The organism is Thermacetogenium phaeum DSM 12270, from assembly GCF_000305935.1.
GTDB classification, from domain to species: domain Bacteria; phylum Bacillota; class DSM-12270; order Thermacetogeniales; family Thermacetogeniaceae; genus Thermacetogenium; species Thermacetogenium phaeum.
The window spans coordinates 2,452,743-2,475,828 of sequence record NC_018870.1; the positions used below are offsets into that span (position 1 = coordinate 2,452,743).

Below are 23,086 nucleotides of genomic sequence, written 5' to 3' on the forward strand. Positions count from 1 at the left end.
AAATCAACAACAGACAAAAAAATATTTCTTTCTAAGGCGATTTCTTTTACAAGATGGTGCGCGCTTTTACTTCGGGATGAGCTTTAGGCTGTTTTAAGGGGAGGCCGTCAAGCAGCCAGCGCAGCTCCCGGCGGCTGATGGTGATGGTTGAAGAAGTGGTATCTTGAGGCCATATGAATTTGCCCTTCTCCAGCCGGCGGTAATAAAGCCAAAACCCGTTGTGCTCCCAGTGGAGGATCTTCAGTTTGTCCCTCTTACGGTTGCAGAAGACAAAGAGGCAAGAAGAAAAAGGGTCTAATTCGAAGCCTTCCTTGACCAGTACCGCCAGGCCGTCAATAGATTTGCGCAGGTCTGTTGCTCCGCAGGCGAGGTAAACCCGGTCGATACCAGCTTCGTTTAGCATAACGCCATCAGCACCTGAACTACCTTGGTGAGTAAGGCCGGGTCAAAGCCGGGTCTTACCTCGATGCTGGCCGGTCCTATTTTGACCAGTAGGGCCTGTTCTAGGGAATCTTCCTCGCTTATTTCTACCGACAGCCACCGGTTGGAAATCTCCGGAGGAGCCGGGGTCTGGTTCTTAAACTTCCGCAGCCAGTACCATAACTGCCTGGGGTTAATGCCTTCGTGGGAGGCGCACCATTCTTTAACGCTTTGCCCGCTTTCCCTGTATTCGGCTATGCGAGCTTCCCAAAGTTTTTGTAATTCGGCTCTGGTCATAAGGGGAAATCCTCCTCAGTTCGTTTTCTGAGGAAGATTATCCCTTAATCTCGAGCACTGTGCCAAGGTGGGTTGTATTTGACGCTTACCTCTCGTCATCTGCAGTTTCAATTCCTCATAGGTACGCTGAAAACTTTGACCACCACCTCATCCTTAGCAAATGCTAACGGAGTTTCAATTCCTCATAGGTACGCTGAAAACGCTCTTCAAGCGGAATCCCATCATCATTCACAACATGTTTCAATTCCTCATAGGTACGCTGAAAACGATGCATCTGAAGCACTTAAATACGCGGAGAAGCTCAAGTTTCAATTCCTCATAGGTACGCTGAAAACGGAGCCTGCCGGCGGAGTAAAATAGGCTTGCCCGAGTTTCAATTCCTCATAGGTACGCTGAAAACAATGAAAGGAGGAGGAAGTAAGGTGTTCATGGTCGTGTTTCAATTCCTCATAGGTACGCTGAAAACTCCTCCTCCTTTCATTCAAATTCCAGCGTAATCCTGGTTTCAATTCCTCATAGGTACGCTGAAAACTCAAAGTACATCACGAAGGAGTTAGGTCTATATATACCAGTTTCAATTCCTCATAGGTACGCTGAAAACCGACAAGCACACATTCTTTGCTGTTCTTGAAGAGATGGTTTCAATTCCTCATAGGTACGCTGAAAACTTCATCAGCACTCCTTTCATTTCTTTTTCGGATGTCGTTTCAATTCCTCATAGGTACGCTGAAAACGTTAACCAAGGAAATGCAGTAGCTGAGCAGTCTCCAGTTTCAATTCCTCATAGGTACGCTGAAAACAGTTGAAGGCGATGCGCGGTCGGATGTGGAGCTTTAGTTTCAATTCCTCATAGGTACGCTGAAAACAAAGGAGATTGATGACCTCTACCTTGAGAATCCTGCGTTTCAATTCCTCATAGGTACGCTGAAAACGGAATCCTTTACGGATGGGGCTGCGGTGATTACGGAGTTTCAATTCCTCATAGGTACGCTGAAAACCAGTTTCGCCGGGATAAATATTCGCCGCCCATGCCGGTTTCAATTCCTCATAGGTACGCTGAAAACACCAGTGCGTCCAACTCTCTGCCGGCTTCCAGTTTGTGTTTCAATTCCTCATAGGTACGCTGAAAACCGTTGTAAGGTTTAACGAGTTCTTTACGTTTTTCTTCGTTTCAATTCCTCATAGGTACGCTGAAAACTCAGTACCATCTGCATTATATGTCGTAAAAGTATAAGTTTCAATTCCTCATAGGTACGCTGAAAACGGAAGAGATGCAATCCCTCCCGAAAGTGTAAGCTGAGTTTCAATTCCTCATAGGTACGCTGAAAACTCAGAAAACTACCATCTGACCACCAGACAGGTCTTACACTAGGTTTCAATTCCTCATAGGTACGCTGAAAACCAGCAACTGACATTTCAAGACCTCCTTAAACTTAATTGTTTCAATTCCTCATAGGTACGCTGAAAACAATGATTACGGGAACAGATTCCTCGGTGGTTACTATGGTTTCAATTCCTCATAGGTACGCTGAAAACTGGCGTATCGTGCCGCCGTGCCCCGAGAATCGCTCACGCGTTTCAATTCCTCATAGGTACGCTGAAAACGAAAGGAGTGCTGATGAATCGTGACTGCTCGTGAGTTCTGTTTCAATTCCTCATAGGTACGCTGAAAACTTATGCGTCCCGATGCTGAGTATGAAGTTATCGAAGTAGTTTCAATTCCTCATAGGTACGCTGAAAACCCGGGCCGGTAAAGCGGATTCTCCTGGATCTGGTGGGGTGTTTCAATTCCTCATAGGTACGCTGAAAACTTCTCCCTCCTGCTTTTATGAGTTTTTTAGCGTTTCGTTTCAATTCCTCATAGGTACGCTGAAAACACATTTTCAATTTTATGTAGATTGAAATATCGTTCTGGTTTCAATTCCTCATAGACCACCATGCCGCCAGCGGCGGCACCATCAGAGAATGAAAATACCCGGGGTCTGCCGGCGAGCGACCTATGGAAGGCCGGGTAACAGGACAGGCGAAGCGAGGATGACAGGCCGGAATGCGAGCTTAAGAGTTTCAACGGAATGGATTTGCTGCGTGGCCAAACGCTGCGATTGGCAGAAGCAGTTTGTAACATGTTACGCAGCATCCCAGGGCTGTCCCAAAGCGAGCCGTCGTCCTGTCCGGCCTGGAATCGGGAGTCGAGCGGTAGACCGGCAGGGTATGCAATCTATTTTCAGGGCAGGTACGCTGAAAACCGGTGTGTGATTGTATGAAAGATGACGATGACCAGGGCGTTTCAATTCCTCATAGGTACGCTGAAAACATGTGCCGGAGGTGTGCCCGAACTGCGCAGATATCCGTTTCAATTCCTCATAGGTACGCTGAAAACCCCGGTAGTAGACGGTAGGAACCCGATGGAAGTGGGTTTCAATTCCTCATAGGTACGCTGAAAACTTTGACTTTCTTTGACTTTTTAGTTTGCCGTCGCCAGTTTCAATTCCTCATAGGTACGCTGAAAACCTTTTTAGTTTGCCGTCGCCATAATAATCCTAGTAATCGTTTCAATTCCTCATAGGTACGCTGAAAACCAGAAACTGGGTGAAATTGTGTTGGCGGACATATACAGTTTCAATTCCTCATAGGTACGCTGAAAACCCAGAGATGCACTTTCACTTTTGAGGTGTCCAAAGGGTTTCAATTCCTCATAGGTACGCTGAAAACGAGATACTTTGACGTTGTGGATATGTTGGAATGGCCGTTTCAATTCCTCATAGGTACGCTGAAAACCATGCTTAGGATGCAGAGAGGGGATAAAAATGACATGTTTCAATTCCTCATAGGTACGCTGAAAACGGGGTAATTCTTCCTTTCTCTGCCAAGTCGATTAAGTTTCAATTCCTCATAGGTACGCTGAAAACGCACGCTTTACGGCACGCCCACCCTGACCGCGCCCCAGTTTCAATTCCTCATAGGTACGCTGAAAACACAAGCACACATTCTTTGCTGTTCTTGAAGAGATGGTTTCAATTCCTCATAGGTACGCTGAAAACGCCGACTAAGGCTGCGGCTGCGGCTGCGGCTCCTGCGTTTCAATTCCTCATAGGTACGCTGAAAACTGTGGAGTAAGGGGGGATATTGTGATAGCACTTTTTAGTTTCAATTCCTCATAGGTACGCTGAAAACAGAGCAAGGGCTTCTATCTCTTCCGTACGGGTTTCCTTGTTTCAATTCCTCATAGGTACGCTGAAAACGCGGGACTTCTATCCAGTCGATTCCCTGCTCGGTGTTTCAATTCCTCATAGGTACGCTGAAAACCCTCTTTCCTGTCTCCCAGTTATCTGGGAAACAGGGTTTCAATTCCTCATAGGTACGCTGAAAACACAGATAAGGAGTTAAGAGACTTAATTGCCGAAGTTGTTTCAATTCCTCATAGGTACGCTGAAAACCGGAATCTGCTGAACCTAATTTGATGGAGTTGTACGGGTTTCAATTCCTCATAGGTACGCTGAAAACAAAAGAAATTCAAGCTCTACCATTGCGACGCACCTCGTTTCAATTCCTCATAGGTACGCTGAAAACGGAAGGAGAACTCGAGAAGGGACTTGCTCTTCTCGGGGTTTCAATTCCTCATAGGTACGCTGAAAACTATTACATGGGAATTAGAAGAACGGGAAGGTTCTTAGTTTCAATTCCTCATAGGTACGCTGAAAACGAAGTACAGGGTGATTGCGGAATTTGTCGATTTGGAAGGTTTCAATTCCTCATAGGTACGCTGAAAACCATCTATTATAAGTAAACAATATCCTTCTTTTCCTAGTTTCAATTCCTCATAGGTACGCTGAAAACTTAGCGTGATCGAGGGCATGATGAAGCTCCTCGAAGGTTTCAATTCCTCATAGGTACGCTGAAAACAGAGAGGAAAGTGGCATATTCTCGTCCTATCGCGCCAGTTTCAATTCCTCATAGGTACGCTGAAAACCAAGAATAGAAAGTCCCTTCTCGAGATCCCCTTCCGTTTCAATTCCTCATAGGTACGCTGAAAACTTCTGTTTTGCATTTTTTGGCACACTTTTGTTGAAGTTTCAATTCCTCATAGGTACGCTGAAAACTCCATCAGGCGTGATGAGCGCAATGACGGTGCTTGCGTTTCAATTCCTCATAGGTACGCTGAAAACGGTATTATCATATTACCTGCCCCGCGGTCGGCGCTCTGTTTCAATTCCTCATAGGTACGCTGAAAACTCTGTTCAAGGTCTTTTAAAGCCGCATCGCTAAAACGTTTCAATTCCTCATAGGTACGCTGAAAACGAAGAAGTTTCCACTAAAGTTAGGAAAAAAGTCCTAGTTTCAATTCCTCATAGGTACGCTGAAAACGGTAGAGGTGAAGAAGCACCCGGCGAGCAGAGCCCAGTTTCAATTCCTCATAGGTACGCTGAAAACCGGCATCGGAATTTTAACTGGATACGAGGGGGTTGAGTTTCAATTCCTCATAGGTACGCTGAAAACAAGAGAAAAATCGGGATGATTATGGGGCTTGTATATTGTTTCAATTCCTCATAGGTACGCTGAAAACAGAAAGATGGTGAATTCATACTCAATACCGTCCCGGAGTTTCAATTCCTCATAGGTACGCTGAAAACGCATGGACTGTGAGCGGATGTACGTGCTCTGGGAGTAGTTTCAATTCCTCATACCGGAGTTCGACACTAACGAGGCATTCAGAGCGAAATTTTTGAAGAGCGATCCTTTAATATCAAGGGTTAGCGGGTTTGGGAGTGGAGAAAAAGCGAAAAATGCATAGGCACACGTTTTGTGTTATATCTCTTGTTGTATGGATGGTACATGTGGTATAATGTAGACATGTACATCCGAACCATCCAGCGCAAGAACAAAGACGGCTCCGTCGTCCGCTACATCCAGCTTGCCCATAATCAATGGGACCCCCAGGCCAGGTGCGCCAAGGCCAAAGTGCTCTTCAACTTCGGGCGTGAAGAGGAGGTCGACCGGGAGGCATTAAAGCGTCTAGTAAAGAGCATCAACCGGTTCCTGGGGCCCGGGGAGACCCTGCGTTATGAAGCGGAAACAGGTGCAGCACCCCTCAAATTTATCACCAGCCGTCCACTGGGAGGAGCCTGGGTCCTGGACAGGCTCTGGGAAGAGCTGGGGATCAAAGGCGTACTTGAAACCCTGCTCAAGAAGCGGCAGTACAAGACCCCGGTAGAAAGAGCCATCTTTGCCATGGCAGCGAACCGCGCCCTTGATCCCATGTCCAAGCGCGGAGTGGAAGAATGGGTGAAAGAGGACGCCGTGATCCCGGGCGTAGAGGAAATACCCCTGCAGCAGCTCTACCGGGCGATGGACTTTCTTCTGGAGAACGAAGCCGAACTGCAGAAGCAGGTTTATTACTCCGTGGCCAACCTGCTCAACCTGGAAGTAGACATCCTTTACTTCGACACCACCTCCACCTACTTTGAGATCGAGGACGAAGATGAGGATGGCGGACTGCGGCGCCGGGGGCACTCCAAGGACCACCGGCCGGATCTGCCGCAGGCCGTGATCGGCCTGGCCGTCACCAGGGACGGCATCCCGGTGCGCTGCTGGGTGTGGCCGGGCAACACCGCCGACATCTCTGTGGTCGAACAGGTAAAGAAGGACCTCATAGGCTGGAAGCTGGGCCGGGTCATCACCGTGCTGGACCGGGGGTTCAACTCCGAAGACAACCTGCGCTGCCTGCAGCGGGCGGGAGGTCACTACATAGCCGGGGAGAAGCTGCGCAGCGGCAAGGAAAATACCGTGCAAGCCTTAAAGCGGGGAGGCCGCTACCAGACGGTGCGGGACAACCTGGAAGTCAAGGAGATCGTCGTCGGAAACGGCGAGGCCAGGGAGCGCTACATCCTGGTGCGCAACCCCGAAGAGGCTGCCCGGGACAAAGCCAGGCGGGAAAAAATTATCAAGGAACTGGAGGAACAGCTTCCCCATATTAAGACACATGCCAAAGCAGTCTGCGAACTCATGGCCCATCCGGTCTACGGCCGCTACCTGAAGCTGGACTCCCGCAGCCTGCCGAAGATCGACCGGGCCAAGATCAGGGAAGAAGAAAAACTCGACGGCAAATACCTGCTGCGCACCTCGGACGACACCCTCTCCGCCGAAGATGTCGCCCTGGGCTACAAACAGCTGCTGCTGGTGGAAGACGCCTTTCGTACCCTTAAGTCCCGGTTGGAGCTGCGCCCGGTCTACCACCGCCTGGAAGACCGCATCCGCTCCCATGTGCTCCTCTGCTGGCTGGCGCTCTTGCTGATCAGGATTGCCGAGAACAGAACGGGGCAAACCTGGTGCAGCCTCAGGGCCACCCTGCAGAGAATGCAGCTGGGAGAGTTCAGCGGAACAGCCGGTCAGGTACGGCAGCGGACCGAAACCACCCCTGCTCAGAAGCAGATATTCAAGGCGTTAGCCGTCAAAGAACCGCCACTTCTCTTCTCCATTAACCCCACAGCTAAGAAAAACGCCTAGTAACACACCTTTAAAAACATATTCACTGAATTCTGTGTCCCATGCGGCTTCCGGCCTTCTGTTTGTCTATGGACTGTCGAACTCCGGTCATAGGTACGCTGAAAACGCCGAGAAAATGTTCTCGGTGGCCTGGGATTACGCTGTTTCAATTCCTCATAGGTACGCTGAAAACGATGCCCTCCTTTCTTGCGATTGAACGGCAAGAAGTGGTTTCAATTCCTCATAGGTACGCTGAAAACGGGGGTGTTTCCAGCCGTAATTGATAATCCAAAGTGTTTCAATTCCTCATAGGTACGCTGAAAACAATCAAAGCATGTCGCCCGAGGCTCATTGACGAGGGTTTCAATTCCTCATAGGTACGCTGAAAACTTTCTGGGCACTTTCGGATGTCCAGAAGTACCCGAAGTTTCAATTCCTCATAGGTACGCTGAAAACTGCATCTGAAGCACTTAAATACGCGAAGAAGCTCAAGTTTCAATTCCTCATAGGTACGCTGAAAACGTAATTACTCCCCTTACCCAGATAGCACCCAAGCATCGGTTTCAATTCCTCATAGGTACGCTGAAAACGTGCACTGATGGTCGTTTCTGCCTGGCCTGTTTTCACGTTTCAATTCCTCATAGGTACGCTGAAAACACGCAAAAAACGTTTGTCCTCTTACTGATGTAGAATGTTTCAATTCCTCATAGGTACGCTGAAAACTCTCCGAATGCCCGGCTAAAAAGCGGAAGGCTTCTGTTTCAATTCCTCATAGGTACGCTGAAAACCGAAGCATGGTAAACATGATAACGACCATCATAGAGTTTCAATTCCTCATAGGTACGCTGAAAACTTTCGTTCCCCCCTTTGTTTGTTTCCTGTTTCCATTGTAGTTTCAATTCCTCATAGGTACGCTGAAAACCTCCTCTCTCACTTCTTTCGTCTTGGTGTCAAATCGTTTCAATTCCTCATAGGTACGCTGAAAACTGCGGGAGCGCCTGGACTACTACGAGGACTACTCAGGTTTCAATTCCTCATAGGTACGCTGAAAACGGTTCGGCGGGGCGTGGGATGCATACGGGGACGAGGAGTTTCAATTCCTCATAGGTACGCTGAAAACCTTGAAGAAGCCTTTTACGTGGTAGTTCATAAGATGGTTTCAATTCCTCATAGGTACGCTGAAAACAGGGGTATTATGTTGCAGTTCCGGAATTGCACCCGTGTTTCAATTCCTCATAGGTACGCTGAAAACGCAACCGAACGCCTTACCAGTTGTTGGAGATTGATGAGTTTCAATTCCTCATAGGTACGCTGAAAACCAAAGAAGAACTGACCAAGATGGTGGCTGATGCGGTGTTTCAATTCCTCATAGGTACGCTGAAAACGAAGAAACGCGAGCGGACGATTTGGCCTATAAAGAAAGTTTCAATTCCTCATAGGTACGCTGAAAACTCAAAAGGTTGCGGGCCGAGCGGGAGGCCGCGGCCGAAGTTTCAATTCCTCATAGGTACGCTGAAAACTGAAAGAGCGGGTAGCAAAAGAATATATGGAATCAGTTTCAATTCCTCATAGGTACGCTGAAAACCGGGTCTGGAAATTCCATCCTCAAGAGTTCGGATTGGTTTCAATTCCTCATAGGTACGCTGAAAACGGCAGTATAAAGAAAAGCGTTTGCCTGTCTATTGTGGGTTTCAATTCCTCATAGGTACGCTGAAAACTAAGAACGCGATAGGTTGAAAGCGGAGTTACAAACATGTTTCAATTCCTCATAGGTACGCTGAAAACGGAACGGATTGTGCTTTCTACAATCTGTTTGATATCCCGGGTTTCAATTCCTCATAGGTACGCTGAAAACGACCGGGATTCTGGTTGCTTACGGCGTTGGATCCGCGTTTCAATTCCTCATAGGTACGCTGAAAACTATCGAGAGATGTACCTGCGGCGGCATCCCTTATGCGGTTTCAATTCCTCATAGGTACGCTGAAAACCCAATGTTGGGCACCGAAATGGTAAGCTCTGTGCCATGGTTTCAATTCCTCATAGGTACGCTGAAAACGATACGTTACCGTCCCCTTCGTCCTTCTTGGCACTTTCGTTTCAATTCCTCATAGGTACGCTGAAAACCAGGCCTGGTTAATTTATGCTGAACACTTCGGTGGTCGGTTTCAATTCCTCATAGGTACGCTGAAAACTCCTGTAGCCTTTACTGCGGGTCTTCGTTCAATGCCGTTTCAATTCCTCATAGGTACGCTGAAAACGCATTCCGCCCCAGCCGCCGGCGATCTGGGTACTGGTTTGTTTCAATTCCTCATAGGTACGCTGAAAACCTGACCACGATGAACGGTTTCTCCGCATCCGGCCTTAGTTTCAATTCCTCATAGGTACGCTGAAAACATTTTCCACTCTTCATCGAACTCTTTCTCGTGGATGGTTTCAATTCCTCATAGGTACGCTGAAAACGGGCAAGTTCTGCGGCAACGGGAGCAAGGGCATCGGTTTCAATTCCTCATAGGTACGCTGAAAACGCAGCTTTAGCACCTTCAATTGTTGTAGCAACTTCTGGTTTCAATTCCTCATAGGTACGCTGAAAACGTGGATAAAGTCCTTCTCCGGGGCGAGAAGGAAGAAGTTTCAATTCCTCATAGGTACGCTGAAAACAAAAATTCCTCTTTTTCCTGGATCGTCGGGTTCATTTGTTTCAATTCCTCATAGGTACGCTGAAAACAAACGTGTTGATTCGGCAAGATATTCAAGTTCTTTATTTTGTTTCAATTCCTCATAGGTACGCTGAAAACCGGCGATGTAAACGACGACTACGGTTACAGTTATGTGTTTCAATTCCTCATAGGTACGCTGAAAACCACGGGATATTCCGGCAACCCTGGCTGGAATACCGATGTTTCAATTCCTCATAGGTACGCTGAAAACGCTGCCGTAAGCCAGGTTGTGTTCGGCCCGGATCTGTTGTTTCAATTCCTCATAGGTACGCTGAAAACACTGCTCTTCCCAAAGGCTTAGCCCCCAGGTAGCAGTGTTTCAATTCCTCATAGGTACGCTGAAAACTGCGAGCCCCTCAGTCCAGAGCCCATGCCTCCGGAGTTTCAATTCCTCATAGGTACGCTGAAAACCGAGCCGGCAGACGAACGGACACTGCGATATATGAAGGTTTCAATTCCTCATAGGTACGCTGAAAACATCACACAGATTACCGAGTTTTTGCCTGAGTTCTTGGTTTCAATTCCTCATAGGTACGCTGAAAACGGCTCACCTTGAGATTTCTGCCGCCCCTGAGTCCTAGTTTCAATTCCTCATAGGTACGCTGAAAACAAAAACTATATGATGCACTATGCCGGGGCACTTCAAGTTTCAATTCCTCATAGGTACGCTGAAAACTGAAACCTGGCGTCAGGTTGTCATCGGCCCAAAGGGGTTTCAATTCCTCATAGGTACGCTGAAAACCGGACCGCTTCAACCCCAGGCAGGAGGTTTTTGACCTGGTTTCAATTCCTCATAGACCACCATGCCGCCAGCGGCGGCACCATCAGAGAATGAAAATACCCGGGGTCTGCCGGCGAGCGACCTATGGAAGGCCGGGTAACAGGACAGGCGAAGCGAGGATGACAGGCCGGAATGCGAGCTTAAGAGTTTCAACGGAATGGATTTGCTGCGTGGCCAAACGCTGCGATTGGCAGAAGCAGTTTGTAACATGTTACGCAGCATCCCAGGGCTGTCCCAAAGCGAGCCGTCGTCCTGTCCGGCCTGGAATCGGGAGTCGAGCGGTAGACCGGCAGGGTATGCAATCTATTTTCAGGGCAGGTACGCTGAAAACGACTGGCAGAGATTCGGGATGTCGTGAGGCAGTATCGTTTCAATTCCTCATAGGTACGCTGAAAACCCTGCAACCTAACACAGTCACAGACTGCCCAAGCATGTTTCAATTCCTCATAGGTACGCTGAAAACTCTAGAGGGAGGTGTGTATTATTATACTTTTACGACATAGTTTCAATTCCTCATAGGTACGCTGAAAACGGCAAATGTGTTGAATTGGTTGATAGAGCAGTTTGCGTTTCAATTCCTCATAGGTACGCTGAAAACTTGAAGTGAAAACCCCAGGCGGTAAACTGTCAAAATATGTTTCAATTCCTCATAGGTACGCTGAAAACGTTCAAGCTCATCACCACACAATTGCCGTATATCTTGTTTCAATTCCTCATAGGTACGCTGAAAACTTTTCATTATCGAAAAAGCAGAGAGCGTTGAAGAGAGTTTCAATTCCTCATAGGTACGCTGAAAACTTCTCCATTCCTATTCCAGCCTTTCCATGTACTTACGTTTCAATTCCTCATAGGTACGCTGAAAACAACGAAGCCGCAAACTGCATCCGCATCCCCTACTCGCGTTTCAATTCCTCATAGGTACGCTGAAAACTGGAAAATTACGGAAGGAGGAACAAAGTATGTTCAGTTTCAATTCCTCATAGGTACGCTGAAAACGAGGGAGAATGCCGCATGGTCGGGTCGAGTTCCGCGGGTTTCAATTCCTCATAGGTACGCTGAAAACCCGTCACGATCCGCCAAAAATGCCCCCTCATGGATTTTTACCCGTTGAGGGGTTTTTGTTGGATTTAAGGGCTTTCTGGCTTCATTACGGACTTTTTGCTGTCGTCGATCCCCGGTAGTTTTTACGCTACTCGGGGTCGACGACAGCACAAAAGGCCATTTTTCTTTTTCTGATTCCCCCTCTATCTTTTTCACTTTTTCAAGGTTGTCAGTACAAACCAGCATATAGACATTGTCGAATCTCAGTAAAAGTCTCTTTGGGAACACCCGAATCAATTCGGGGCGTTGTATCATGCCGTCTCAGTCAGTTTATCTATCATAGTAGTGCTTTTCATTTAATGTGCAGAAGCTGCGTCATATAATTTCAACCATACCAAAGCCCTGGGAGTTCTTCGCTCCGATTCCGGCATCATAGGCGATGTTGAGCAACTCAGGGGTCCCCCTCAGGAGATACTGCCCAAGCCATCCCTTTACAACGTAATCTTTATAATAGACGGTCTTGAGATCTGTATTCCGCACCCGATACGGCTCTATTGTGAAGTATGCCTCCTTGTCATCAACTCCCAGCAGTGCGCCCTTTTTTATGATATTATTTCTTATTTGATCGGAGAACTCCTTCTCTTCCGGGTGATAGTAATAAGTCTTCTTTCTCCCGTCTGCCGACATTAGTGTCGAGTAAACGGTGATCGGTGAAATAGCCCTAACCTTTACCCGGCCGGAGCTGAAATCCGGGTTTCTTGCAATTGCCACCGATTCCACTACTAAAGGGCTGCCGCCGATATCGATCTGAGGAGTACGCAGCAGCGAGTTGGCCAGGCACTCCAAAAAGTTGTTATTGGGGCTGCCTATTTTTATCCTCACCGGTGAGTTAAAAGATATCATCCCGTTGATGATTTTAACACCGCTTCCCTCAATTCTGGAAAAAACAAACAGGCGAAACACCCTACCGGCGGAAACAAACCCCCTGTCGTGCAGTTCCGGCAGATGTTCTCTGACTCGCTGATAAATCATCCCCTGGACGGCCTTGTTATATTGCAGCGGAAGGGTTATCCTTTCGTTCTCGGTTGCCCTGAATTCTACGATCAACCTCATTCTCGATCCCTCTTTAAAATATTGTCTCCTCGCCGCCTTTGAGCACCCCGAAGCACTGCCGCTCAGAGTATTTTGTGGTTCTGAAAGTGTAAAAAATCAGGGAGTCTTCTTTCAGATCAATTATTTCGAGCAGCTCTTCTTTAAGCCTTCTGAAGTTCGCTTCTGAGATCTCCCCTTCGAGCACCGAGTTCTGGACCCAGTAAAGGTATTTTCTGCTCACCTTGAGCACCTTGGCCACCCTTTTTTCGTTAACGTCATAAACTTCAATCACAAACATCTCTACCACCTGGCAACGAACGGTTGGTAGTCTGCCTCACCCATAAGGTGCTTTTCCAGTTTGTAAAGCTCCATTCTGATCAGCCGCCGATAAGAAACCTGGCGGCCCAGCTCCCTGTGCTTGATAGTGCTCATCATTCTCTGCTCGAAATTCTGAATGAAAAGGGTGCGGCCGCTTCGGCTCAGCACTACCCCATCGAGCTTCTTCTCAAAATGGCTTTTTTTCAGCATCTGCTTACCCGTCAAGTAGAATATCAGCCTGTCTACCAAAATCGGTTTGAAGATTTCCGCCACATCCAGGTTTAAGGAAAAACGCCGGAAGTTGGAGGTGTGGAGGTAGCCGATCCGGGGATCCAGGTGGGTACGGTAGATCTCCGATAAGGTAGTGGTATAAAGCAGTGTGTTGCCGAAACTGATCAGAGCATTGAGCCGGTTTTTCGGCGGCCGCTTGCTCCGCACCTCGAAGACGTAATCCGGGTTGTCGATAATCAGATCAAAGGTGCCGTAATAAGCATCACGGATGTTCCCTTCATAGGCCATCAATTCATCAACGGAGGAAGCTGAGTCGATCTCTCCCATCAATTTTTCTATTCTCTCAAAAGCACTGCCCACCTCTTTCCCCCTGTTCCGGTAATACATCAATACCTGGCGGATATTTTTGACTGCTCCGGTGACAAAGGCTCGGGCCAGACAGATGCGCAGCTCAGGATTGATGTAGTGCTCTGCTTGCTTCACCGTCATATACCCGGAATTGAAGTGCTCCCTGGGGTAAAAGCTCCCCATGTAATAGTCGTAATGGTTGTAGTAGTGAAGGATGATCTCTTTTTCGCTGAGGAACTCCAGCAGCCTTTTATTAAGGTCAACTTCTCCAAAGACATGGATCTCTCCGATATCTTCAACGGGAAGAAAACGCTTGCCCTCATCCGTGATCAAGCAGATGGTATTGTTCTCCCGCCTTAGCTCCCCACTGTTCAATAGATAGATCGACTTGCGCACGGCTTCTCCTCCTAAGCCCAGCAGAATTCAGCATAGGCACAGGGGCGGCACCAGCGGGTTCTAACCGCAGGCGGGGGCACCGGAGAGTCGATAATCCTCCTGATTTCCCCGATTATTCTCTCGATTTCAACAAGATCTTCTTCTTCAAGAGTAACCAGTTCCCTTTTGCGCTCCTCCGGCACCAGCAGCACCCCTTTGAAATCCAGACCCAGACTTTTTAGCACAAACAGATAGTATTTCAACTGTAGCCTGGCGCTTTCCAGAAACCGGCTCGACTTCTTGATTTCGGCGATCAATACCTCGTCCCTGGAGGCCTGCATCAGGTCGATTCTTATGTTCCCTACCGCCAGCTCGTGCCTGTCCCTCCGGTAACTGTGTTCGTGAATGAAGCGGCCGATTGCCACATTATCGTCATCCTCGTCCGGCGTGAGCTGTCTGGCCATCAGCCACACCTGGCGGTGGCAGATGGTGTAGTACCAGACCAGGGTTCCGTTGACCGGCCAGTGTTCACCAATCATCGACCCCATCCCCTGCGGCCTCCAGATCAGGCGGCATAAAACCAGTCCGCCTGCTGTATATCCTGCCGATCCCCTCTCCTTGAACAAGATAAATACCCGAGGATACTTTCCTTAAGATATCGCCGCTCTCTGCCCCGTAGATCATTCCTCCGACCCGCAGCAGCCACTCCTCCAGCATTTTTACCGGCACGGAAACAGCATGGAGGCCGAGCCTCCGGCTGGCTTCCCGCTTCTGCTCCACCATCCTCATGACATCCTCATCCGGCGCCGCCTGCCGGCTTAGAAGATCGAGGTCATTCTCCACCCCCTCATAGGCCACCACCAGAGTGGCTTCACCTCTTTCCTCCTTCTCTATGAGATCGTGGAATTCTCCCCACCTGCCGCTGCTGATGTCCTCCCAGAGCGGGTTTTCCGCCGTTATCTCCCGCACCTTACGGTAATAGGCGGCAACCATTCCTGGGCAGTCTCTCTCATCGAAACTGTCTTTGAGAACAGCCTTTGTAGCAACCAAGAGCGTGGAGTCGTAGACATACCCTGCATAGCTCCTGCCGTTCTCATCACACAGCTCGCAGACGAGCACCTCCCCCTGCTCCCTCTTCCCGTGGCGGTTGCAGCGGCCGGCCACCTGAATGATGCTGTCCAGCGGCCCGAGGTCGCGATAGACAAACTGAAAATCCAGGTCGACCCCTGCCTCCACCACCTGCGTGGAGACCAGCCGGGCAGGTTTACCGGCACTTTCATCCTCTCTTATCTGCTGCAATGTCGCTCTCCTGTCCAGGGGAGTTACCCAGCCGGAAAGGAAATAGGATGTCACTCCGCGGCTCTGCAGCTCCAGATAGGCCAGCAGTGCCGAGCGGTGCGTATTGAAAACCAGCAGGGCGCTCTTAGCCAGAAGCTTCGAAATAACATCGGGGGAACCCAGGAGTTCCGGCACAGTCAGGCGTTCGCGCCTCCACTCAAAGCGGTGCCTGATCATGGGGAAAAAGTAGGGACGGGGAGCCAGCTCTAACCCCTGAGCGATCTCGGGCTGTGTAGCCGTCATCAGGATGAAGGTGGTATTCAGCTTCTCCGACAAGAGGTTCAGGGTTTTACCAAATCCCTGCCAGTAACAGGAGGGTATCGCCTGCGGCTCATCCAGAATCACCACCGCCCTGCTCAGCCGGTGCAGGGACATAGTGTCATTTCCTTTAGGTGAGTAGAGCACTTCCCAGAATTTGGCCATGGTGGTTATCACGACAGGTTCCTGCCAGTAGCGGAAAAAGGAAAGAAAGCGCTCCTGTGGTGAGGAATTCTCCGGATCCCCCTCCTCTCCCGCTACTTCACTCAGGTAGTGATCCTCACGGACCGGAGAGGCATCCTTAAAGAGCACCCGGGCGACATCCGCATTCTGCTCGACCAGGCTGATAAAGGGGAGCACATAAATGATCCCGGTTGCCGCAAACCTTTCCGCCGCCAACATGGCCAGCTCCAGCCCGACCAGCGTCTTCCCGGCTCCCGTCGGCAGGGTCAGGGTATAAATGCCCGGTTTTTTGAGGACCTCTTCGGCCTTTCGGACAACCTCCTCCCGTACCTGCTGACGCCACTCCGCCAGCGGTCTTCCCCTCAAGGATGCGGCAAAATCCTCCACCCGCTTCTGGTCGATCCTCAAGGGATGGTACTCCATCTCCCTGCCCACAGCCGCATTATAGCGATCGGCGGTGACCAGCAGGGAATAGAGCATTCGGAGCCGCAGCCAGGCCTCCTCCATTTTTTCTTCATCCGGAGGGAAAAACTCCACCCGCTCAAAGATCAACTCATCCCAGTCCGCCTGAGCCGGCAGCAGCTCCCCCCACTTCGCCAACTGGTGCCCCAGGGCCTCCATAACGGCTTCCGCACCGTTCCAGACCGGGATCTTGCCGATCACCCCACAGGCGTTCTCCTGATAATCCCAGCAGAACCAGAATTTTTTCGCCTCATCCAGGTTCTCCAAAGAGGAGTGATGGCGGCGCACCGCTTCGGTGCAGAGGAGATCTCCGGTCAGCCCCAGCACAAGGGCGGCAGAAGGAGCGGCGTGTCCAAACCGCCCCTTCTGCTGCAGCAGGTGCTTCTGGAACAGGGGATGGGCCTTCGCCAGATCGTGGAGGAGAAGCGCCCATCTTTCACCCTCTTCGAGTTCCAGCCGGAAGTGTCTCGCTATTTTTTGGGCCAGCTCAGCTGTTTCCAGCAGGTGCTGCTCCAACCTCTTACCCTTATGGCTGTATACTTCACCAGGGCTCAAACCAGGCCACCCTTTCCGTGCCTACCAGGCTCACTTCTACATCCCCCCGGTTCCGGAGGTAGATCCGGCTGTTCACCCGGTATTCGGGATAGATCACGTTGACCGTCTCCTGCTGCCTTCTTATACCGTCCAATCTGAAGGGGACCACCTCTGAATGGAGGCAGCCGCTCTGCTGCAGATCCAGCCGGACATCTCCGTAAAGGGGTAGGACGCTGTCGATCCCCATAGCCTCCTCTTCCACCGGGGTCTCCCGGAACTCCCCGACATAGGAATATTCCGCCAGGGCAAAAGCCACTCCCAGATAAGGGGTGAAGATGAACTCCTGCCGTTCCAGCCTTTTCTTCAGCTCATCATAGACCTCACCGCCCCGAACGTAAATCCGGTAAGCCGGCCTCTTCAGCAGCTGGTGTTTGACCTGAATGTGCTCCCCCATATCGCCACTGGGCGATTTGAACTTGATCAGATTGACCGCGGTAGAAAACCAGGCCACCGGCCGCCTCAGCCCCAAGGCCACCTGCATACCCCTGACCCGATCCCAGTACTCGGCTTTGAGCGCTCCCTCCGAGGCGCCGTGATCAAGGCCGACAATCGCTGCGATCAAGCCGCAGACGGCCGTCGGTGGGGGAAAGGGAAAGGAGACCATGGATGTGGTGGTATAGGGCTTCCGGAACATGGCCAGGTCCCCCCAGACGTCGAAAACCAGGGTCAATCCCGCTCACCTCACCTCAATAACGGCTCCTGCCAGGTTTTTCAACCGGTCGATGCCCAGCAGGGAGAGTTCTTTATTGACGATAGCCCTCACCCGGTCGATCTGATCCGACTTTTCTTCCACCGCATCGATGAGCGGTTCGATATCCACTACCAGCTGGCTCAAGCGCCGCAAAGCCCTCTGGGCGTCCCGATCCGGCTCCTCACCCTCCGCCGTAAGCAGGCGCAGCTTCTCATCCAGCGCCCCGATCTTGCCGTTGAAGCCCTCTTTATAGGTGATCTCCAAATAAAAACGGGATTTATGCTCCTGCTTGCTCCTGGTAATCAGGTTATCGGTGCCGGACCAGAGGGCTTCCGCAAGCAGATCCAGGTCCTCCTCGGTAGCACCGGTGTACTTAGCCGCATGCTGGTTGGCGATCCCGTAGGTGGCGATCAGGGCAAAGGGAACCTTGTACTCGTTGCGGAAGGAACGCTGCTGTTTTTCCTTCCCCTCCCCGCCTTCAGTGGCAAAGGCCGAAGTGCCCTGGATGAACTCGAAAGTGCAGGCATGCAGAGAGCGCCCCCACTTGAACTGCACCGGCCCCGTCCAGGCAAAGGACTCGTTGCCGAGGGCAAAGGTGACCCCGAAGAGCCTGGTGTCGATGCACTCCCGCAATACCTCGTCGCCCTTCTCCTTGCCGGTGCTTTGCTTCAGCTCCTCAAACCTGGTTTTCAGCGTTTTCGGCTTGCCGTCAACGAAGACCAGCCGCTCCTGGTTGACCCACTCGTCCCTGACGGTGCGCTTGATCCGGACGTCGGATACCAGAGCCTGTAAGGTGTCCTCGTCATAACGGGGGTGGTTTTCATTCAGAGGGTCACCGTTCGGGTTCGCATCAACCACCGTATAGAGAAAAACGAACTCCCTTCTCCGCTTAAATTCCATCATTAATTACCTCCCTCATTGTCCAATTCTTCTTTCCCTTCTTTACCAAAGATCTTCCAGAAGTAACTGGCGGCGTTGCCAAAACCGACGGTAAAGGCAAAATTGCCGTCAATCCCCAGGTCGCCGTTCCCCGACAGGATCAGCCTGCCCACCTCGGCTGCCAGCCGGTTGATCAGGTAGGAATGCTTCTGCATCCCCTCGTAGGCGCTGATCAGCTGGGGCACCCGGGCCAGCTGCCTCTTCAAGCGCTTCAAGTCCATCCTGCCGAAGTCGATCTGCTTGAAAAGAGGGGCTTTCTTGATGTCGCCCTCTTTCCCCACCTGGCAGCGGGCCATGTAGCCGAGAAGAACCCCGGCCAGGAAGACCCCTTTGCCCCGCTCACTCTGCAGATAGGGATCCTCAAAATCCGATAGAAAATCCAGTTTCACACTGCCACCTCCTGATTGATCCGGTACATATAATCCGCCCAGGCCTGTGCGTAAAGCAGAGTCCGGGCTACATCGTTCCAACTCCCCGATTCGAAGGCCAGCCTGGCCGCCCGTTCCACAACCGCCTGTTTGAAGAAGGCCACTGGCAGCCTCTCCCCCCGCAGCATCTTCCCGATCACCTTTAAGGCATAATCTCTAAAAACCTTCTTATCGCCTTCGCTCTTGCCGGCAAAACCGCTCAGGGTTTTATAGAGGCTCTTGATCGCCCAATCGAGGGTGAAGAGATCATCCCGCCCAACATCTCCGAATACCGCTTTAATCGCTTCCCCCCATTTTCGCTCCAGCATGGCCAGCCGTTCCGGGGGCACGTCCTCCACCATCAGGTGCACCAGCTCCTGGGCGTTGTTTCTCTCCCAGAAGATGAAGTGAAAAACCAATCCGCTCCCCTCTTGGGCTAAGCGGGAGAAGTACCGTGATTCCCTTTTCTCCCCGGGGCTCTGCAGCCTGTCCTGAGAAAGGCCCTCCTCCACGCTGGCGATCAGCTGCTTCAACGTCCGGCCACCGCCGCCTCCGACCGCCTCTGGGAGGGTCCAGATGTTGATCCCTGGGAGTACCGTGTTGTTGTTCAGCTTCATCTGGAGCCTGTCCCGGCCGGAGGAGATGCTTTCAAAACAATCATCACAGACTGGGAAATCCCATGGCTCCTGTTTCTTGTCTAACCCATGGCAAATATTAACTTTATCTCTGGTAGAAAACTTGAAGACCTTACTTAAGGAACGGGGTGTGCAGAGCTTCCGGCAATAGGCGCAGCGAACCTGCTCCTCCCCCAGCTTTAAGGTGTCCTCCAGCTTCCGCCTGAAGTAACCGAGAAAGGCGGGAACCTCACCGGGATAGAGGAAGCTGCCGTCATCCCCTTCTAACCCGAAGATAAAGGCGTGCGAAGATTTCGGATCCAGGTGGGGCAAAATCCCTTTCAATTTTTCCGGTAGTTCGGCCATCACCCGATCTACCGATCCGGGGCTGAAGGTCTCTTCCCTCTCATAATCGAGCAGCAGCTTGTTCCTGATCTTGTTGAGGTGACAGCCCTTATCCTGCGCCCAGTTATCACCCTTCCCGAAGATTGCTTCTCTGTTTTTGTTACTATCTTTCTTCGGCTTGCCCATCAGATGAATCGGGCTGAAACCCCAGGTGGCAGCGCTGCCCGCCCTCTTGCGATAAAGATATTTCCCCTTCATCTCGGGCTGCATGATCTGATCCGCCAGATCGACCCAGGCAACGCCCAACACATCGATCTGTTCCGCCTCCCGATCGGCCACCTTGAGGGCGACCCGGATCAGCCTGCCGCCCTTTTCCATCGGGAAAATGAGATACGGATCGAGCCCTTTCCCAGGTGTTAGCGACCCCAGTGAACGAATGGCGCTGATGAAACCCATGTCATCACCTCCTCAAATATTTGTCAACATCTGTAAAATAGCAGACAAGAAAAATCTTGACTGGAACGATACTAGCTATTTTTAATAGTAACCAATTACCAGAATAGATTTTTTGGACGAAATTTACTCAGCTTACCGTTGATAACATTTGTTCCAGCTTCTGCACCATCTCCTTGGCCCGATTACTTATGCTTTCCGGAGATGCCGGACTGTCGTTCATAGCGCAGTGGGCAACATCATTGCGCAACGCTGTCAGATGATCCCAAAGCTCTGTTATTTCGTCTACTTCTGTTAGATGACTGTACCATGAAGGAAGAGATTCCTCTGTGGGCTTTTCTCTCTTTAATTTCTGAACAGCCACACCCATTGCGGATTCCAGCTTTTTTCGAACCTTCAAATTTAGCCATTGATCACCAAACCCTGCCCGCCATGCCAGCCAGTTAACCAGCCACTCCCTTTCCATTAGCACCGCCTGGACAATGAGATCCTTTTCAAGGAAGTATTTGATGAGGAACAACTGGCATCTGAGTCCCCCTTCGTCGAGCATCTGAGTATCGGCCGCTGACAGAGGCGTTAGTTCATCTGTAAGCCGCGCAAGAATATGTCCAAACGGCTTCGCCCAGCGTGCCGCTTCCCGCTCCACCTCCCGACCAAGAATTTGCGCTTTAGCTGCAGCGCTCAGCGCTTCTAAAGGTCGCAACAAGCGCACAGACCGGGAAAATACCTTGATACATCCCGCCATCTTCTGAAGCTGACGGGGGAGTTCCTCCCCCTCACGCCTTTCTGAGATCCACTGCCGGCGGTGCGCCTCCATCAGCAAATCAGCCAATTTTTCTCCCTCACTGCGTACTATGAAAGCCTCTACCGCCTGCAGCCATTCGTGCAGATCTACCAGCATGGTCAGATCAAAAACAGGGGCGCGCCACCCCCCGTCGGGTCCGGCCTCTCTAGCATCGTACGCTCCATAAATAATGCGTTCCAGATGGATATCCCGGGTCTGTCTGAGATAATTAATGACTCCAAAAATCACAAACGGTAGAGAACGCAATGCATGCGTTACATCTAAGACAACCCTTGCACCATCCGGCACTGCACCTGAGACGATATCGAAGATCTCCCAGAGCTCATCCTCTGTTCTTCCCAGTGGAATGGGCACCGGCTGTAAACGATTGCCGAGCAGGCGTTCTATCTCTCGGTAATGTTCGTGAACATGAGCCTCCGGTGTTACCATCAACAAAAGCTTGTCCGGTCGGAAAAACGCATCAGCTGCCAGCGGGAAAAGAGCAGTACGATATATCTGGTATCCCCCTCCGCCGTGCAGCCAACAATACTCAATCTCCTCGTATTTCCCAATGCCGATAGTAGAAAGAACCACAAACACAGAATCACCTCCCTTCTCTGTCACCGCATTCTTTACCAAGCTAATTCACCGGAACACAGCAACCGTAACCCTGAGAGTTCTTTGCCCCCAATCCGGCATCCAGCGCCACCTGCAGAAGCCCCGGGTCGGCACGAATTTCGTATTCACCCATCCAACCCTTAACCACGGTCTCCTTGTAGCGGGTGATCTTCATGTCCCTATTTTCCACGCACAGCGGCCTGATGCTGAACTCCTCCGTTCGCGCCGAGCGCCCGTAGACCAGAAGGTGCTTCTTCGCCAGGTTATCGGCCACCAAAACGGGAAAACGCGGTTCGAAGGGAGAATAATAATAAGTAAACTTCTTTCCGTTTTCATCAGAAAGGGTGCTATAGACCACCAGCGGCGAGAGCATCCGCACCTTGAGCCTGTCCTCCCTTACCCGGGGAGCTGCGGTGGCGAACTCCTTCACCTCCAGCCGGGCATCTCCGAGGCGTACCTGCCCTTTCCGGAGAAAACCGGTTCCGATCTCCTGCAGAACGAAGGGTATGGGAGAACAGATCACCAAACGCAGCGGCGGAGTCAAAACCAGGCGACCCGCCGGCCGGTCATAGCGCACCTCACGCCCCAAGAGCCGCGAGAAGGTAAAAAGCTTGAAGCGGCGCTTCTCATAGGAAAATCCCTGCTCGTGCAGATAGCTCCTCAGCACCGGATTGTTCATGTGGCTGTAGATCAGCCCCTGGAGCAGATGCCCGTACTGAACGGGGACCGCCACCGGCTCCGGGGCGCTGAAGAAAATGGTGAGCTGCACTAAATCCCCTCCCAGTTACAATTTTTGCTTATTGGCCCAGTTCATGAGCACTTTCTTCCAATCGTCGTGCTCATTTAGAGGGGGTTTTTCTTCGTTTTTCACAACATCACCCTGCAAACGCCTGTTTTTACTTCTAGTCTGTACCCCTGAAGCCGAAACCCCTGCAATCTGGGCGTGGAAGATCCGGCTCAGCCAGCCCAGAACATATGCAAGCTCATCAAATGAAAGACCCTTTAAATCGGGGTGATTCACACGCCCCCTGCTTATTTCGAGCGCGCTGATAATCGCCTCATACTGCTGCCGCATACCGTAGCGGGCAAGAGGGCTTCCGGCCAAAGCCTCCACCATTGTCAACGCCTTGTGCATCCTGTCATCCGCTTTCGAAGAACGGGAAACATCCCGAAAGATACCAGCAACAGTTTTAACTGCCGTCGTCCCCTTCTTAGCACCCATTTCACGCAAGGGCGGCCCCTCCAGCAATCGATATGCCAGGCTCAAAAGGCGCTCTTTATTCATTGCCATCAAGGA

15 protein-coding genes and 4 CRISPR repeat arrays are annotated in these 23,086 nt (G+C 50.9%); of the genes, 1 reads left to right on the top strand and 14 read right to left on the bottom strand.

All coding sequences use genetic code 11. The annotated features are described in order from the left end of the window. Positions 1-46: 46 nt before the first annotated feature. Complete coding sequence (gene tnpB / locus TPH_RS12065; protein WP_015051475.1) at positions 47-403, bottom strand: IS66 family insertion sequence element accessory protein TnpB; 357 nt, start codon at positions 401-403, stop codon at positions 47-49. Next, positions 397-717 carry an IS66 family insertion sequence element accessory protein TnpA gene (tnpA, locus tag TPH_RS12070; protein WP_015049782.1) on the bottom strand — a complete coding sequence of 107 codons (321 nt, stop codon included), beginning with the start codon at positions 715-717 and terminating at the stop codon, positions 397-399. Before tnpA ends, tnpB begins: the two co-directional genes overlap by 7 nt. 104 nt (positions 718-821) lie before the next feature. Next, a CRISPR array of direct repeats spans positions 822-2,595; the repeat unit is 30 nt; unit sequence GTTTCAATTCCTCATAGGTACGCTGAAAAC. Between the two features lie 406 nt (positions 2,596-3,001). Beyond that, positions 3,002-5,348: direct repeats of the CRISPR family, unit length 30 nt; unit sequence GTTTCAATTCCTCATAGGTACGCTGAAAAC. Positions 5,349-5,550: 202 nt separating this feature from the next. Here tnpA and TPH_RS12075 point away from each other — a divergent pair. Next, complete coding sequence (locus TPH_RS12075) at positions 5,551-7,221, top strand: IS1634 family transposase (protein WP_081578676.1); 1,671 nt, start codon at positions 5,551-5,553, stop codon at positions 7,219-7,221. Positions 7,222-7,363: 142 nt separating this feature from the next. Beyond that, positions 7,364-10,660: direct repeats of the CRISPR family, unit length 30 nt; unit sequence GTTTCAATTCCTCATAGGTACGCTGAAAAC. A 405-nt stretch (positions 10,661-11,065) separates the two neighbouring features. After that, a CRISPR array of direct repeats spans positions 11,066-11,761; the repeat unit is 30 nt; unit sequence GTTTCAATTCCTCATAGGTACGCTGAAAAC. A 353-nt stretch (positions 11,762-12,114) separates the two neighbouring features. On the opposite strand, the gene cas6 (TPH_RS12080) is transcribed toward TPH_RS12075, so the two are convergent. The 12 genes from cas6 (TPH_RS12080) to TPH_RS12135 form a co-directional block, all read right to left on the bottom strand. Then, complete coding sequence (gene cas6, locus TPH_RS12080; RefSeq protein ID WP_015051476.1) at positions 12,115-12,852, bottom strand: CRISPR-associated endoribonuclease Cas6; 738 nt, start codon at positions 12,850-12,852, stop codon at positions 12,115-12,117. Between the two features lie 13 nt (positions 12,853-12,865). Further along, on the bottom strand, positions 12,866-13,129 hold the full coding sequence (gene cas2, locus TPH_RS12085; RefSeq protein WP_015051477.1) for a CRISPR-associated endonuclease Cas2: 264 nt from the start codon (positions 13,127-13,129) through the stop codon (positions 12,866-12,868). 2 nt (positions 13,130-13,131) lie between these two features. Continuing rightward, complete coding sequence (gene cas1b, locus TPH_RS12090; protein WP_015051478.1) at positions 13,132-14,124, bottom strand: type I-B CRISPR-associated endonuclease Cas1b; 993 nt, start codon at positions 14,122-14,124, stop codon at positions 13,132-13,134. A gap of 11 nt (positions 14,125-14,135) precedes the next feature. Further along, positions 14,136-14,651 (bottom strand): CRISPR-associated protein Cas4, encoded by a 516-nt coding sequence (cas4, locus tag TPH_RS12095; RefSeq protein ID WP_015051479.1) that lies wholly within the window; start codon positions 14,649-14,651, stop codon positions 14,136-14,138. Continuing rightward, entirely contained in the window at positions 14,632-16,899 is a 2,268-nt protein-coding gene (locus TPH_RS12100) for a CRISPR-associated helicase/endonuclease Cas3 (RefSeq protein WP_015051480.1), read from the bottom strand. The genes cas4 and TPH_RS12100 overlap by 20 nt, the downstream gene beginning before the upstream one ends. Continuing rightward, on the bottom strand, positions 16,886-17,608 hold the full coding sequence (cas5b, locus tag TPH_RS12105; protein ID WP_015051481.1) for a type I-B CRISPR-associated protein Cas5b: 723 nt from the start codon (positions 17,606-17,608) through the stop codon (positions 16,886-16,888). Before cas5b ends, TPH_RS12100 begins: the two co-directional genes overlap by 14 nt. A gap of 6 nt (positions 17,609-17,614) precedes the next feature. Continuing rightward, positions 17,615-18,532 carry a type I-B CRISPR-associated protein Cas7/Csh2 gene (gene cas7b, locus TPH_RS12110; protein WP_015051482.1) on the bottom strand — a complete coding sequence of 306 codons (918 nt, stop codon included), beginning with the start codon at positions 18,530-18,532 and terminating at the stop codon, positions 17,615-17,617. Then, positions 18,532-18,957 carry a TM1802 family CRISPR-associated protein gene (locus TPH_RS16240; RefSeq protein WP_015051483.1) on the bottom strand — a complete coding sequence of 142 codons (426 nt, stop codon included), beginning with the start codon at positions 18,955-18,957 and terminating at the stop codon, positions 18,532-18,534. Before TPH_RS16240 ends, cas7b begins: the two co-directional genes overlap by 1 nt. Further along, complete coding sequence (locus TPH_RS12120; RefSeq protein WP_015051484.1) at positions 18,954-20,390, bottom strand: TM1802 family CRISPR-associated protein; 1,437 nt, start codon at positions 20,388-20,390, stop codon at positions 18,954-18,956. The genes TPH_RS16240 and TPH_RS12120 overlap by 4 nt, the downstream gene beginning before the upstream one ends. A gap of 127 nt (positions 20,391-20,517) precedes the next feature. Next, entirely contained in the window at positions 20,518-21,771 is a 1,254-nt protein-coding gene (locus TPH_RS12125) for a TM1812 family CRISPR-associated protein (RefSeq protein WP_015051485.1), read from the bottom strand. A 40-nt stretch (positions 21,772-21,811) separates the two neighbouring features. Then, the gene (gene cas6 / locus TPH_RS12130) at positions 21,812-22,558 is read right to left on the bottom strand and encodes a CRISPR-associated endoribonuclease Cas6 (RefSeq protein WP_015051486.1); all 747 of its coding nucleotides are present in this window, start codon (positions 22,556-22,558) and stop codon (positions 21,812-21,814) included. Between the two features lie 15 nt (positions 22,559-22,573). After that, a complete protein-coding gene (locus tag TPH_RS12135) occupies positions 22,574-23,080 on the bottom strand; it encodes a hypothetical protein (RefSeq protein ID WP_015051487.1) in 507 nt (168 codons plus the stop codon). Positions 23,081-23,086 lie beyond the last annotated feature (6 nt).

Coding starts and splice junctions, on each gene's coding strand:
- TPH_RS12075 (WP_081578676.1), top strand. CDS start 5,551: ATGTGGTATAATGTAGACATGTACATCCGAACCATCCAGCGCAAGAAC.
- cas6 (WP_015051476.1), bottom strand. CDS start 12,852: ATGAGGTTGATCGTAGAATTCAGGGCAACCGAGAACGAAAGGATAACC.
- TPH_RS12135 (WP_015051487.1), bottom strand. CDS start 23,080: ATGGCAATGAATAAAGAGCGCCTTTTGAGCCTGGCATATCGATTGCTG.
- tnpB (WP_015051475.1), bottom strand. CDS start 403: ATGCTAAACGAAGCTGGTATCGACCGGGTTTACCTCGCCTGCGGAGCA.
- cas2 (WP_015051477.1), bottom strand. CDS start 13,129: ATGTTTGTGATTGAAGTTTATGACGTTAACGAAAAAAGGGTGGCCAAG.
- TPH_RS12120 (WP_015051484.1), bottom strand. CDS start 20,390: ATGGGTTTCATCAGCGCCATTCGTTCACTGGGGTCGCTAACACCTGGG.
- cas7b (WP_015051482.1), bottom strand. CDS start 18,532: ATGATGGAATTTAAGCGGAGAAGGGAGTTCGTTTTTCTCTATACGGTG.
- cas4 (WP_015051479.1), bottom strand. CDS start 14,651: ATGGGGTCGATGATTGGTGAACACTGGCCGGTCAACGGAACCCTGGTC.
- tnpA (WP_015049782.1), bottom strand. CDS start 717: ATGACCAGAGCCGAATTACAAAAACTTTGGGAAGCTCGCATAGCCGAA.